Source organism: Streptomyces sp. NPDC079141, from assembly GCF_040686775.1.
GTDB lineage: Bacteria > Actinomycetota > Actinomycetes > Streptomycetales > Streptomycetaceae > Streptomyces.
In genome coordinates, this window is sequence record NZ_JBFBLP010000014.1 from 108,268 (window position 1) to 121,198 (window position 12,931).

13 protein-coding genes and 1 tRNA gene are annotated in these 12,931 nt (G+C 69.7%); 1 reads left to right on the forward strand and 13 read right to left on the reverse strand.

Annotated features, from left to right (window positions below; translation table 11 throughout):
* Positions 1 to 358: 358 nt before the first annotated feature.
* From thrB to AB0Q90_RS30835, 6 genes are all read right to left on the reverse strand, one after another.
* The gene (gene thrB / locus AB0Q90_RS30810; RefSeq protein WP_363163254.1) at positions 359 to 1,276 is read right to left on the reverse strand and encodes a homoserine kinase; all 918 of its coding nucleotides are present in this window, start codon (positions 1,274 to 1,276) and stop codon (positions 359 to 361) included.
* A 226-nt stretch (positions 1,277 to 1,502) separates the two neighbouring features.
* Positions 1,503 to 2,561 (reverse strand): threonine synthase, encoded by a 1,059-nt coding sequence (gene thrC / locus AB0Q90_RS30815; protein WP_363163255.1) that lies wholly within the window; start codon positions 2,559 to 2,561, stop codon positions 1,503 to 1,505.
* 6 nt (positions 2,562 to 2,567) lie between these two features.
* Positions 2,568 to 3,860 carry a homoserine dehydrogenase gene (locus tag AB0Q90_RS30820; RefSeq protein WP_363163256.1) on the reverse strand — a complete coding sequence of 431 codons (1,293 nt, stop codon included), beginning with the start codon at positions 3,858 to 3,860 and terminating at the stop codon, positions 2,568 to 2,570.
* Positions 3,861 to 4,030: 170 nt separating this feature from the next.
* Positions 4,031 to 5,422 carry a diaminopimelate decarboxylase gene (gene lysA / locus AB0Q90_RS30825; RefSeq protein WP_363163257.1) on the reverse strand — a complete coding sequence of 464 codons (1,392 nt, stop codon included), beginning with the start codon at positions 5,420 to 5,422 and terminating at the stop codon, positions 4,031 to 4,033.
* A 17-nt stretch (positions 5,423 to 5,439) separates the two neighbouring features.
* Positions 5,440 to 6,480: an ArgS-related anticodon-binding protein NrtL gene (nrtL, locus tag AB0Q90_RS30830; RefSeq protein ID WP_363163258.1), complete on the reverse strand. Its 1,041-nt coding sequence runs from the start codon at positions 6,478 to 6,480 to the stop codon at positions 5,440 to 5,442.
* A gap of 161 nt (positions 6,481 to 6,641) precedes the next feature.
* Positions 6,642 to 7,169, reverse strand: coding sequence for a response regulator (locus AB0Q90_RS30835; RefSeq protein ID WP_363163259.1), 528 nt, complete (start codon positions 7,167 to 7,169; stop codon positions 6,642 to 6,644).
* Positions 7,170 to 7,273: 104 nt separating this feature from the next.
* On the opposite strand from AB0Q90_RS30835, the gene AB0Q90_RS30840 reads away from it, so the two are divergent.
* Positions 7,274 to 7,345: transfer RNA gene (locus AB0Q90_RS30840), tRNA-Arg, on the forward strand.
* Between the two features lie 134 nt (positions 7,346 to 7,479).
* Here AB0Q90_RS30840 and AB0Q90_RS30845 read toward each other — a convergent pair.
* The 7 genes from AB0Q90_RS30845 to AB0Q90_RS30875 form a co-directional block, all read right to left on the reverse strand.
* Positions 7,480 to 8,985, reverse strand: coding sequence for a site-specific integrase (locus AB0Q90_RS30845; protein ID WP_363163260.1), 1,506 nt, complete (start codon positions 8,983 to 8,985; stop codon positions 7,480 to 7,482).
* Positions 8,982 to 9,194, reverse strand: coding sequence for a helix-turn-helix domain-containing protein (locus tag AB0Q90_RS30850; RefSeq protein WP_363163318.1), 213 nt, complete (start codon positions 9,192 to 9,194; stop codon positions 8,982 to 8,984). The genes AB0Q90_RS30845 and AB0Q90_RS30850 overlap by 4 nt, the downstream gene beginning before the upstream one ends.
* A gap of 184 nt (positions 9,195 to 9,378) precedes the next feature.
* Positions 9,379 to 10,581 (reverse strand): DUF3631 domain-containing protein, encoded by a 1,203-nt coding sequence (locus AB0Q90_RS30855; RefSeq protein ID WP_363163261.1) that lies wholly within the window; start codon positions 10,579 to 10,581, stop codon positions 9,379 to 9,381.
* Positions 10,578 to 10,994: a hypothetical protein gene (locus AB0Q90_RS30860; RefSeq protein ID WP_363163262.1), complete on the reverse strand. Its 417-nt coding sequence runs from the start codon at positions 10,992 to 10,994 to the stop codon at positions 10,578 to 10,580. The genes AB0Q90_RS30855 and AB0Q90_RS30860 overlap by 4 nt, the downstream gene beginning before the upstream one ends.
* Positions 10,991 to 11,905 carry a bifunctional DNA primase/polymerase gene (locus AB0Q90_RS30865; protein ID WP_363163263.1) on the reverse strand — a complete coding sequence of 305 codons (915 nt, stop codon included), beginning with the start codon at positions 11,903 to 11,905 and terminating at the stop codon, positions 10,991 to 10,993. The genes AB0Q90_RS30860 and AB0Q90_RS30865 overlap by 4 nt, the downstream gene beginning before the upstream one ends.
* A gap of 86 nt (positions 11,906 to 11,991) precedes the next feature.
* Positions 11,992 to 12,441, reverse strand: a complete 450-nt coding sequence (gene ssb / locus AB0Q90_RS30870) for a single-stranded DNA-binding protein (protein WP_363163264.1) — start codon at positions 12,439 to 12,441, stop codon at positions 11,992 to 11,994.
* A 17-nt stretch (positions 12,442 to 12,458) separates the two neighbouring features.
* The gene (locus AB0Q90_RS30875; protein WP_363163265.1) at positions 12,459 to 12,767 is read right to left on the reverse strand and encodes a hypothetical protein; all 309 of its coding nucleotides are present in this window, start codon (positions 12,765 to 12,767) and stop codon (positions 12,459 to 12,461) included.
* Between the last annotated feature and the right edge of the window lie 164 nt (positions 12,768 to 12,931).

Here is a 12,931-nt window from a genome sequence, read left to right on the forward strand (position 1 = left end):
CGGTTGTGCTGTCCGGCATTGGTCCTCGTCATGGACCGTGCCGGGGCGGTGGTCCGCCAAAGCGGCGGAAGAAATATCGGTGATGGCGCTTCCCACAGCCGTGACATCGAGTGTTCGTGTCACGTGGCTTGGTCACACCGGTTCCGGAGCGTGCCCGGCGAGTCGCTCAGTGCCCGCGTACGAGGTACTGCCCGCGTACGTCGTACGGAACACAGTGCGGCTTGGGAGGCTCCCGGAAGAATGTCTGTCCCGGACGGGGACACGAAGCACCTCGCCATGGTGGGGTCGGGTGCAGACTTGAGGTTAACACTACCGGATCCAACAAACATTCCCCCTCTCGAAATCCGGCAACCGTGTGTCAGGGCGCAAGCGGCAGCACGCTCGCTCCCTGGGCGTCGAGCTCAAGCCGGTTCGCGGCCCAGCCCTCGCCTGCCAGATGGGCGACCTTGTCGGCGCTGTCCTCGTCGGCCAGCGCGAGCACGGTGGGTCCTGCACCCGAGATGACCGCCGGGACGCCGTCGGCCCGCAGCCGCTCCACCAGCGCGGCGCTCTCCGGCATGGCCGGGGCGCGGTACTCCTGGTGCAGTCGGTCCTCGGTGGCGGGCAGCAGCAGCTCGGGGCGCCGGGTGAGGGCCTCGACGAGCAGTGCGGCGCGGCCCGCGTTGGTGGCCGCGTCGACGTGCGGCACGGTGCGCGGGAGCAGTCCGCGCGCGGTCTCGGTGAGGAGCGGCTTTCCGGGCACGAAAACCACCGGAACGATGGAATCGCCGGGCTCCAGCCGGATCGCCCGGGCGGCGCCGGCCTCCATCCAGGCGATCGTGAAGCCGCCGAGCAGGCACGGCGCCACGTTGTCGGGGTGGCCCTCGATCTCGGTGGCCAGCTCCAGCAGGGCGGCGTCGTCGAGTCTGGACTCGCCGCCTATGGTCACGGCACGCGCGGCGACGATGCCGGCGCAGATGGCGGCCGAGGAGGAGCCGAGGCCGCGGCCGTGCGGAATGCGGTTGGCGCAGACGATCTCCAGACCGCGCGGCTGGCCGCCCAGCAGGTCGAACGCGGTGCGCAGAGAGCGGACGAGGAGGTGCTTCTCGTCCCGCGGGAGGGTCTCGCTGCCCTCACCCGCGATGTCGATGTGCAGCCCGGAGTCGGCCACCCGGACGACGACGTCGTCGTAGAGCCCCAGCGACAGGCCGAGGGCGTCGAAGCCCGGGCCGAGGTTGGCGCTGGTGGCGGGGACGCGCACACGTACAGCGGCGGCGCGGAAGGCGGGACCGGCCATCTCTCGATGACTCTCCTTGAGCTGCGTGATTGTCGAAGACATTCGATACGTACGTGGAGGACCCTTGGGCCGTGGAGACGGCGCGGCGCCCCACCGGATGCGGAGGCATATGCGGCGGGCGGGTTCAGTACAGCCTATCGAAGGAAGGTTCTGTGGCGACATAGGGCGCACAGGAGGCGCACGATGCGTGTCGTAAGCCCCCCGTGCACCCCCTGTGCCGCTGCGATCAGGCCAGGCCCAGCTTCTCGGCCGCCGTCACCGCGTCGACCGGGACGGTGACGGGCTGCGGGGCTCCGGCGACGGCCCAGTCGGGGTCCTTCAGGCCGTTGCCGGTGACGGTGCACACGATCGTCTGGCCCGGGTCGACCTTGCCCTGCTCGGCGGCCTTGAGCAGACCGGCGACGGAGGCGGCCGACGCCGGCTCCACGAAGACGCCCTCCTGAGCGGCCAACAGCCGGTAGGCGCGCAGGATCTCACGGTCCGTCACCTCGTCGATGAGGCCGCCGGACTCGTCGCGGGCCGCGAGGGCGTACTGCCAGGAGGCGGGGTTGCCGATGCGGATGGCGGTGGCGATGGTCGACGGGTCCTTGACGACCTCGCCGCGCACGATCGGGGCGCTGCCGGAGGCCTGGAAGCCCCACATACGGGGGGTCTGCTTCGAGACACCGTCGGCGGCGTACTCCCTGTAGCCCTTCCAGTACGCGGTGATGTTGCCCGCGTTGCCGACCGGCAGGACGTGGATGTCGGGGGCGTCGCCCAGCATGTCCACGATCTCGAACGCGGCCGTCTTCTGACCCTCGATACGCACCGGATTGACCGAATTGACCAGCGCCACAGGATAGTTGTCGCTCAGCGCGCGGGCGAGGTCGAGGCAGTCGTCGAAGTTGCCGTCGACCTGGAGGATCTTCGCGCCGTGCACGAGGGCCTGGCCCATCTTGCCCAGCGCGATCTTGCCCTGGGGCACAAGAACGGCCGAAACCATACCCGCGCGCACCGCGTACGCGGCGGCGGAGGCGGAGGTGTTGCCGGTGGAGGCGCAGATGACGGCCTTCGCACCCTCCTCCTTGGCCCGGGTGATGGCCATGGTCATGCCGCGGTCCTTGAAGGACCCGGTCGGGTTCGCGCCCTCCACCTTCAGGTGGACCTCGCAGCCCGTGCGCTCGGAGAGCACCTGCGCGGGCACGAGGGGCGTGCCGCCCTCGCGCAGCGTCACGACCTGCGTGGTGTCGGATACCGGCAGCCGGTCCCGGTACTCCTCGATGATTCCGCGCCACTGGTGGGTCATTGCTGGTTACTCTCCTTCAACCCGCATGATGCTGGCGACACCGCGCACGGTGTCGAGCTTGCGCAACGCCTCGACGGTCCCGCTCAGGGCGGCGTCGGACGCACGGTGGGTCACGACGACGAGGGAGGCCTCGCCGTCCTTGCCCTGCTGGCGAACGGTATCGATCGAGACACCGTGCTCGGCGAAGACGGTCGCCACCTGGGCGAGAACACCCGGTTTGTCGGCGACGTCGAGGCTGATGTGATAGCGCGTGACGACATCGCCCATGGGCGAGACGGGCAGGGCGGCGTACGCGGACTCGCCGGGGCCGGTGGCGCCGGCGAGGCGGTTGCGGCAGACGGCGACGAGGTCGCCGAGGACGGCGGAGGCGGTGGGCGAACCGCCGGCGCCGGGGCCGTAGAACATGAGCTGGCCGGCGGCGTCGGACTCGACGAACACGGCGTTGTACGCGCCCCGCACGGAGGCCAGCGGGTGGCTGAGCGGGATCATCGCGGGGTGTACGCGCGCGGTGACGGAGGCGCCGTCCTCGGCCCGCTCGCAGATGGCGAGCAGCTTGATGGTGCAGCCCATCTCCTTCGCGGAAGCGAAGTCGGCGGCCGTCACCTCGGTCATGCCCTCGCGGTAGACGTCGTCGAGGCGCACGCGCGTGTGGAAGGCGATCCCGGCCAGGATCGCGGCCTTGGCGGCGGCGTCGAACGCCTCGACGTCGGCGGTCGGGTCGGCCTCGGCGTACCCCAGGGCGGTGGCCTCGTCGAGGGCCTCCTGGTATCCGGCGCCGGTCGAGTCCATCTTGTCGAGGATGAAGTTGGTGGTGCCGTTCACGATCCCGAGCACCCGGTTGACCTTGTCACCGGCGAGGGACTCGCGCAGGGGCCGGATCAGCGGGATGGCACCGGCGACGGCGGCCTCGTAGTAGAGGTCCTTGCCGTGCTCCTCGGCGGCGGCGTGCAGGGCGGCGCCGTCCTGGGCGAGGAGCGCCTTGTTCGCGGAGACGACGGAGGCGCCGTGCTCGAAGGCGGTGGTGATGAGGGTGCGCGCGGGCTCGATCCCGCCGATGACCTCGACCACGACGTCGATGTCGCCGCGTTTGACGAGGGCGGTGGCGTCGGTGGTGACGAGGTTCGGGTCGATGCCTTCGCGAACCTTGGAGGGCCGCCGCACGGCCACGCCCGCGAGCTCCACGGGGGCGCCGATCCTGGCGGCGAGGTCGTCGGCGTGCGTCGTCATGATGCGCGCCACCTCTGAGCCGACCACTCCACAGCCCAGCAGCGCCACCTTCAGCGGACGCGTACGCATCATCCGACCTCGTTTCCTTCGCACCGTCTACGGTTGTTCTACGGTTGGACCAGTCTCACTCACCGGACCGGAGTTTCTATCCCTGGTCCGGATCGTGAGACGACTATTTCATTATGTCGGCGGCCGGAGACAGGAGATCTTCCGCCCGCCTCTCCGGGCCTCTGCTCGACCCCTCAGCCGACGTCGAGACGCAGGAGGTCCTCCTCCGTCTCACGGCGGACGATCACCCGCGCCTCACCGTCGTTCACGGCGACGACGGGCGGGCGGAGCACATGGTTGTAGTTGCTGGCCATGGAGCGGCAGTAGGCACCCGTCGCCGGTACGGCGATGAGGTCGCCCGGCGCCAGGTCGGCCGGCAGGAACGCGTCCCGGACCACGATGTCCCCGCTCTCGCAGTGCTTGCCGACCACCCGCGCGAGCATCGGCCCGGCGTCGGAGGTCCGGGAGACGAGGGAGACGCTGTACTCGGCGTCGTAGAGCGCGGTGCGGATGTTGTCCGACATGCCGCCGTCGACCGAGACGTAGGTGCGCAGCCCGTCGAGGGGCTTGATGGTGCCGACCTCGTAGAGCGTGAAGGCGGTCGGGCCGACGATGGCGCGCCCGGGCTCGACGGAGATGCGCGGGGTCCGCAGCTTGGCGGCCTCGCACTCGCGGCTGACGATCTCGGTGAGCGCCTTGGCGATCTCGTGCGGCTCGCGGGGGTCGTCGTCGCTGGTGTAGGCGATACCGAGCCCTCCCCCGAGATCGATCTCGGGAAGCTCGACGCCGTGCTCGTCGCGGATGTCCTTGAGCAGCCCGACCACACGGTGGGCCGCGACCTCGAACCCGGACATGTCGAAGATCTGCGACCCGATGTGGGAGTGGATGCCGATGAGCTCGATCCCGTCGAGCTGAAGCGCCCGTCGCACCGCTTCCGCGGCCTGCCCGCCCGCGAGCGGAATACCGAACTTCTGGTCCTCGTGGGCGGTGGCGATGAACTCGTGGGTGTGGGCCTCGACGCCGACGGTGATACGGATCTGGACCCGCTGCACCTTGTCCAGGGACCGGGCGATGTGCGCGACGCGGACGATCTCCTGGAAGGAGTCGAGCACGATCCGTCCGACGCCGGCGGTGATCGCGCGGTGGATCTCCTCCGTGGACTTGTTGTTGCCGTGGAAGGCGATGCGGTCGGCGGGCATACCGGCGGACAGGGCCGTGGCCAGCTCACCACCGGAACAGACATCCAGATTGAGCCCCTCCTCGTGCAGCCACCGGACGATGGCGCGGGAGAGGAAGGCCTTGCCGGCGTAGAAGACGTCGGCGTCGGTCCCGAAGGCGGTGCGCCACGCCCGTGCCCGGGCACGGAAGTCGGCCTCGTCGACGACGTAGGCGGGGGTGCCGAACTCCTCGGCGAGCTGCGTCACGGGGATCTGTCCGACGCTGACCACGCCGTCCGGGGTGCGGGTGACGGTCTGGGCCCACACCTTCGGGTCGAGGGCGTTGAGGTCGGTCGGCGGAGCGGTGTAGTGGCCCTCGGGGAGGACATCGGCGTGACGGGGCCCGGCGGGGTGTGCGGAACGGCTCATGACTCTTGTGGGCTTCCTCAGAGATGTTCGGGTGCGTCGATACCGAGCAGGGACAGGCCGCCGGCCAGCACCGCCCCGGCGGCTTCGGCAAGCGCGAGCCGGGCACGGTGGGCGGCCGAGGGTTTCTCCGCACCGCGGGGCAGCACGGCGGGCAGAAAGGCCAGGGCAGCATCGGCGACGGTGACGAGGTGCCGGGCGAGACGGTCGGGGGCGCGGTGCGCCGCGGCTTGGGCGAGCACGCGGGGGTGGTCGGCGAGGGGGCCGGTGAGCGCGTCGGAGACGGGTCCGGGTTCCGCGCCGAAGCCCAGGTCGGCGGCGTTGCGGCTGACGGCCCGGGTGCGGGCGTAGGCGTAACGGACGCGGAAGAGGGGGTTGCCCTCACGCTGGACGAGGTGCTCGTCGGTGATGCGGGGCCGGTCGTGGGCGGCGGGGTGGAGCAGCGCCCAGCGGGCGGCGTCGCGGCCGAGGGGGAGGGGGTTGGTGGGGGTGGGGGCGGGGACCGGTCGTACGGTGACGTCGGTGGGGGTGCGCCGCTCTTGATGAGCGTCGATGCGCACACCGAGCAGGGCCTCCCATTCCGGCTCGACCGGGGCATCGCAGCTGGTGCGGACGAGGGCGCCCTGGGAGCGGAGGATGCGGGCGACGGCGTCCATGACGACGACGGCCCGGACGTCATGGGGGCAGTGCAGCCGAACAGCATCCCCGCTCGGCCCGTCGGCGAATCCGTACCGAGGCCCGCGCCGCAGAATCTCCTCCACGAGGGTGGCGGGCGCGGTGTCACGGAGGCTGAAGTTGATGAAGCCGGGTCCCGTGACGACGACGTCGGCGACGCCGTCCGCGCCGACGAGATGCGGCCGAAGGATCTCGGCGACGCGCCGGGGCGGCTGCCCTGCCGGGCGGGCGAGCTGGAGGGCGATGTTCGTGGCGTAGTCACCGCACCCACCAGGCCCGGGCGCCGTCACGACGGCCCTCTCGGGCACGGCCACGCTCAGCTCCCCCTCGTCGACAGCACGACGCACCGCGCACAGCACGGTACGGGAGAGCTCGACGGGGGTCACGGGACAAGCGTATGGGAGGAGGGGGGTGGGTAGGCGAACTGGTTTCGGTGAAGTTCCGGGATGTGGACGGGGCGGGGACAGGGCGGGGACGGGGCGGGGACGGGGCGGGATGCCGCGGGTGGGGTGGCCGCGTGGCTGCGTGGCCGCGGGAACCCACTCACTCAGCTGCCGGCCCGCCCGGTCTCCCCCACTCCGCAGACGCCCCCGAACACCGACCGGTCATCCTCCGCTTCCGCCTCCCCGGCCTCCCGGCCCGTCCCGCTCCGCTTCCGCTCGATCAACTTGCGTACGAGGGAAACGAGTTCGGTGGGCTCAAAGGGCTTGGCGAGGAAGGCGTCGACGCCGACGTCGAGGCCGCTGTCCACCTCGTACTGTGTACAGGCGCTGACGATGGCGAGGGGCAGGTCACGCGTACGGGCGTCGGCACGAAGGCGCGCGGCGGTGCGCAGCCCGTCCAGCCGCGGCATGACGACGTCGAGGGTGACGACATCGGGCCGTACCTGATGAACGACATCCAGACACTCGGCACCATCGGCCGCGGTCACGACCTCGAAGCCCTCCAGCTCAAGGTTGACCCTGATCAGCTGCCGGATGACCTTGTTGTCGTCCACAACAAGCACCCGGCCCGACGCGCCTGGCACAACTTGAGAGTAGGTCCGGACCGGCCACCGCGTCCGGGTTTTCCCCACTTCCACCCCCTGCGAGCACCTCCCCCGCACAGAAACCCGTTCATGAACACCCCGGGGGAGCTGGTAGTGTTCTACCCGTCGCCGCCGAGCAAGGCGCCCGACACGCCCCCGTAGCTCAGGGGATAGAGCAACGGCCTCCGGAGCCGTGTGCGCAGGTTCGAATCCTGCCGGGGGCACTCGCCGAAGATCAGCAGAAACCACTCGCTGACCTGGGCGGATGCCGACATGAAAGAGCGGGAGTCAGTCTCACTGACTCCCGCTCTTTGTCGTTGGTTCGCGGTGGTCGCGATAGACCTGCGATAGAGCATCGCTACACCCCGGAGCCGTCCTCGCCGCTCCAGCCCATCGCCTGCTCGATCCTCTTGTTGTTCACCTCCTCGCTGTCGTCGATGACGCCGGCGTAGCGTCGGTGGATGACCTCCGGCGAGTTGCCCGCGCGTCGAGCCACCTCAGCCACGGGGAGGCCGGCGCGGAGCCAGTTCGTGATGCAGGTGGCTCGTAGGTCGTACGGCTTGCGGGCCAACGGGGACGCCACCTTCTGCGGGGTGAGAGCGAACGGGCGGGCCTCCTGCCACACCCGCCAGTAGCTGGAGGTGCCGAGCAGTCCCCCACGCTCGTTCGGGAACAGCCGGCCGTCCGCGGCTGTGCCGAACTCCTTCACGTGGGTCAGGAGCATCGCCACCAGCACGGGCGGAATCGGTACCGGCCGATCCGTACCAGGGTCCCGCGACTTCAGCCCGCGTTTGTCGTGGCGCTCCCCCGAGTCGGTCCACTTCTTCCCCGAGATCGGCCGTGTCTCCCGTAGCGTCAGCGTCCCCCACTTCGCCCGGGGCTGCTTGAACCCCTTAACGAGGCTCACGACGTAGGCGGGCGGCTCAGGGAGATAGCAGTCGCTCAACCGGAGTCCGACGACTTCAGCCGGGCGCATAGCGGCGTACAAGATGCACGCGAAGAAGGCGACCAACCGGCGTCCGCGATTACGATGCACCGATCCCACGTACGAGACAGCGGTGAGGAGCTGACTGCCCTGTGCGTCGTTCACCAGGGTCCGGGGGTCAATTGCGTCTCCACCTTGGGACTTGGACCGCTTCACCCCGTTCAAGGGGTTCGCTTCGAGATACCCCTCTTGAATCGCGTATTCCATCGCGGTGTTGAAGCCACGACGTCTCCGCTTGTACGTGTCGGCTGCGGCGGGGGTGTCATCCAATTTGAAGGACAGCCGGTAGTGAACGTCCCTGATGACCTTGGAGTCCGTGAGAGCCGAGAGCGGAAGTGCGTGGGCAGCAAGCCACTTGTACGCCGCTTCCAGGTCCTCCGGCGGCTCATCATCCCTGTGAGCCGGTACGACGGCCCACCGCACCGTGCGCCGAACGTCCTCCAACGCCGGCGCCTTGGGGTCCTCCTCCATCATGGCGAGAGCCACGGTGGCGAGGCTGTCCGCGAGCCCTTCACGGGTCTTCGCTGCGGCGGTGCGCCACCGGACCGCCATGTATTCACGGGCGAACTCGAACCACGAGAGGTCGTTGCGGACGGCCGCGGCTGCTTCGGCGGCTCTCACTTCGGATTCGGGGAGCCCATCTTCGATCCGGAACGCTTCCCCTCTACGCATGGCTGCCCAGAGTTCGTTTCGACGGCTGTCGGCAAGTGCGACCGTGGCAAACGTGGCACTGCTGACCTTTCCGCCGACTATCCAACGCAGTTGGTATGGGCGAGTCTTGCTCTGCGCCTTTGACACATTCCAAAGGCGCACGTCGAAAGAGAAGGTCTCGGGGGCCGAACCGCTGTCGCGATCGGCCCCCGTGTTGTTGCTTGTCACGCAGCTTCCTCCAACGAGGTCAGCCACCGATCGAGTTCGGAACGGCGAATCCGTACAGCGCCGTTCGGGAGTTTGATGGACTTCGGACCCTTCTTGCAGGCGCGCCAGCGGTAGAAGGTTGCTCGCGGGATTCCGATCTCGTCGATCACCTGCGAGATGGTGAGCATTTCGTCGCGCGGCTTGGCCACGGCGTCTCTCCTGTCGCGGATGCGTACGCCATCCCTCCCGCAGGTCCGCTACATCCGCTACATCCGCTACACCGCAGGTCAGGGGCCTGTTTCGTGTAGCGGATGCGTAGCGTGTAGCGGATAGAGCCGCCACACCGCCCGCCCGGGGTGTAGCGGATGTAGCGGCCCGGGGAGGCGATGTAGCGGCTGGTAGGTGGTCGGTCTGCTACGCGTTGACGCTGGTCAGAAGCGGCTCAGCGTCCGGCGTGGCGGGTGTAGCGGATGTAGCGGATGCCGGAAGGGGCGGAAGCGGCGGTGGGCAGTACCTCATCCATGCATCCCGCAGGTCAGCCGCGTAGTAGCCCTTGAGCAGTCCGGACGCGGTCCGCATGTTGCGGGCCTGAATCGGCTTGTTGTCCGCCCGCATGTACTCCTTGAGCATGCGCGAGAGCCGCCGGGAGTCCAGGGGCCTGCCGTTGAGATCACCCCAGGGCGCGTCTTCCAAGTTGTTGAGTCGGTCCAGGATGACCGCCGTGGGGGCACGGTCGGCACCGTTGAACACCTGGTCGCGCAAGTCGGTCAACAAGCGGACCCCGAGGGAGGTTTCGCTGTTGTCCTGAGCCGCGCGGACCAACTCCACACAGGAGATGCGAGCCCGCTCCGGCCAAGCGCCGCCGGCCGCATCGGCAACGGCGAGCAAGGGTTCCCAGACATCGGCGGGCCGGTCCGTGACGCCCTCGGGCATGGCAGGCCACCCGCCAGCGACTTGTTCGCGCACGGTGTCCGCCCATTCGGCGAGACGATCCCGCAGGACGTGCCCTTCCCGCTCGTTGATGCGCTCGCGGTAGGGCTCCACCTTCTCGTTCGGAGCGCGCTTACGCATACGGATGATGACCGAGCGCGTCAGGATCGTGTCCGGCAACGAGCCGAGTCCGGCCATGGCCACGGCCGCGTAGGACGGGAAGCCCTGGACGGTCTGGTTGGCGCCATCACCCACGCACCGGTACATGAGCCGCCCTCGGCGGTGTCCGGCGTTGAGGAAGCCGCGGAGTTGCTCGTTCTCTCCGGCCTTGGGCCCGAATACGGTGTCGATCTCGTCGAAGATGATCGTGGGGCGCTCGCCCTCGATGCCCGATACAGCGCGGAAGAGCGCAGATGTTGAGGCATCCACCGCAGCCATCTTGTTGGGCACCAGAGTTTCCACGATCTCCAAGGCCCGGGACTTGCCCGACCCCGGTTCAGGGGACAGGAAGGCGACGCGCGGAGTCGAGTCGAAGCAGTCAAGCAGGTGGGCGTGCGCGTCCCACAGGGTCACAGCCACGTAGGCAGCTTCAGTGGGGAAGATGTTGAAGCGGCGGTGGAACGCTTCGACCTCATCGAGCAGAGCCGCGCCGTCAATGGGCGGCGCGGGCGGGTTGGGGCTGGTCATGCGGCGTTCCTCCTTTCGGTGTGCAGGGTGCCGGTGCAGGCGTGCTTGTGGGCGTCGTACTCGGCAACCAGGGCGGCCACGGCGTCACGTCCACGGGCGGTGCCGGCCTGCCCGCAGGGGCAGGCGTAGGCGGCGGTGGGGGTGTCACCGTGGCGCTTGGACCAGCGGGCGCCGTCGTAGGGGGAGCGGTAGACCGGCGGGGCGTAGATGCGGATGCCGGGCCGGGCCGGTGTGGGGTCGTCGGGGTTGCGGTGCGTCTGGCTGGTCGAGTGCGAGGCGGGGGAAAGGGCTGAAAGGACGGCCTGACGGCCGTCGTCCTTCGTGCCACGGCCGCCATCGGGGGCGGCCGGAGACAGGCGCGTTCGGCCCGGAGCGACCGGGGTCGGCGTTTCAGTCCCGCGGCGGGGGCTCATGCCACCTCCCGCGGCCGGCAGGTGCGAATCGACCAGTCCAGGGCGCTGTGGATGGTGGTCCGGCACTCCCCCGGCGACAGTCCGGCCGCCTCACCGGACGCCTGAAAAGCCGTCTCCACCCTGTCTCGCGGGATCTCGCCCCAGGCCACGAAGCGGCCCAGAGCGCGGGCGCCCGCCAACAGCCGGTTGTTCCGGCCGCCCTCGGCGGTGCTCTGGACGGCGGCCGTTTCGCGCTCCAGCGCTACCTCGGCGCGGCGTGTGGCCTGTCCGGGGATCAGGAGCGGGGCGGGTGCCGCGGTGGGGGTGGGCAGCGTCTGGAGGTGGCGCAGAAGCCATGCGGGCAGAGGAGCCACGGACGCATCGTCGGCCATCTCGTAGGCGCCCTGGGGGGTGGTGCTGCCCGCGGCGACGACGTTGCCGCCCCAGGCACGGGTGTCGACGTTGGGTGCCACGGTGCGGGCGGTGTTGTGCAGGCGGATGCCGAACGGAGCGGTGAAGTACAGGTGCATGCCGCCGGAGGGCGTCCGCACCGTGTAGGTGGCGGGCCAGGGCTGTCCGGCGCGCTCGCAGAGCGCCAAGAAGGACGTCGCGCCGTCAGGCGCGTCCGAACTGTCCTTCCCTTCTTGCTGCTTGGGGACGTCCAGGTCGACGACGACCAAGCCGGAGGGGCCGGTGGCGATGCCGACGTTGAACGCGCCCGCGGTCCAGGCGGCGCGGATGCGGTCGGGGTCGGTGGTGGCGCGCTGTTCCCACTTCAGGTGCCCGGCGGCGCACTCGCCGGCGCGGGGGCAGGCGCGCTCGCCGTGCAGGGCGGATGCCTTGCCGCCGGGGCGGAGCGGGTGGACGTACCAGCCGCGGGCGGCGGCTTCTAACGCCGCGGAAAGCAGCGTGGGTGGGGCGAATTGGGGCATGCTGGAGGTCTCCAGTTCTGTCGAAGGGACGGGAGAGCCGGGGCGGTCGCGATTCTTTGGCGAGAGGGCGACCGCCTCGGGCGTATCTAGAACGGGGGCTCGTTGCCCGGCCCGGGCCGGTTGTCCCCGGTGTTCCACGGGTCACCAGACGCGGCGCCACCGTTGTTGGTGCGCTTGCCGTTGATCGTGACCGTGGTGAAGCGCAGGGATGCGCCGATGTCGTCGACTTCCACGGCGAGCATGGAGCGGTTCTCGCCCTGCTCGGTCTGCCAGTTGTGCTGACGGATTCGGCCGGACAGCACCACCCGCGAGCCCTTCGTGAGGGACTCGGCGACGTGTTCGGCGAGCGAGCGCCAGGCGGCGCAGCGGAAGAACGTGGACGTGCCGTCCTTCCACTGGCCGGAGTCCTTGTCGAAGGTGCGCGGGGTGGAGGCGATGGTGAACTTGGCCAGCGCCTGGCCGGAGTCGGTGAACTTCAGTTCCGGGTCGGCGGTCAGGTTGCCGATGATCGTGACGGGGGTCTCTCCGAACGACATGAGTGATCCTTTCCGGCTCAGCGCTTGGAGCCGAAGAACTTGAGGGTGAGACCGCCGACGCTGACCGGTCCGACGGTTTCGGCGACGACGGTTGCGGTGTGGGCCACTGCGTCCAGCAGCGCGCACAGGGCGACGACCAGTCCCCAAGTGCCGAACGCGGCGGCACCGGCGACAGCGACGGGGATCAGGACGCGCTGCCACGGGATGCCGTGGCGGGTGCTGCCCTGGACGACGATGACGACCGGCTGTCCGGTGGCCTGAGCGCGGCGGTAGTCGTCGGCGGGTATGTGCGGGGCGAGGTGCCCCGGCGGTTCGCGGGTGGGCATCGTGCTCCCTTCGGATACGGCCGCGGGCCCACGCGCCAGGTGCGCGGGCGGGCCCGTGCGGGTGGGTGTCAGGCGTGTGGTGTCAGGGGTGTCACGCCGGGGTGTCAGGCGTTTCTGACGGCGGGTTTGCCTAGGGGTTTGGGTGTCAGGCGGCCCTGACGGTG

Coding starts and splice junctions, on each gene's coding strand:
- AB0Q90_RS30875 (WP_363163265.1), bottom strand. CDS start 12,767: ATGCCCACCCGCGAACCGCCGGGGCACCTCGCCCCGCACATACCCGCC.
- AB0Q90_RS30820 (WP_363163256.1), bottom strand. CDS start 3,860: ATGATGCGTACGCGTCCGCTGAAGGTGGCGCTGCTGGGCTGTGGAGTG.
- AB0Q90_RS30860 (WP_363163262.1), bottom strand. CDS start 10,994: ATGAGCCCCCGCCGCGGGACTGAAACGCCGACCCCGGTCGCTCCGGGC.
- lysA (WP_363163257.1), bottom strand. CDS start 5,422: ATGAGCCGTTCCGCACACCCCGCCGGGCCCCGTCACGCCGATGTCCTC.
- ssb (WP_363163264.1), bottom strand. CDS start 12,441: ATGTCGTTCGGAGAGACCCCCGTCACGATCATCGGCAACCTGACCGCC.
- thrC (WP_363163255.1), bottom strand. CDS start 2,561: ATGACCCACCAGTGGCGCGGAATCATCGAGGAGTACCGGGACCGGCTG.
- AB0Q90_RS30855 (WP_363163261.1), bottom strand. CDS start 10,581: ATGACCAGCCCCAACCCGCCCGCGCCGCCCATTGACGGCGCGGCTCTG.
- AB0Q90_RS30865 (WP_363163263.1), bottom strand. CDS start 11,905: ATGCCCCAATTCGCCCCACCCACGCTGCTTTCCGCGGCGTTAGAAGCC.
- thrB (WP_363163254.1), bottom strand. CDS start 1,276: ATGGCCGGTCCCGCCTTCCGCGCCGCCGCTGTACGTGTGCGCGTCCCC.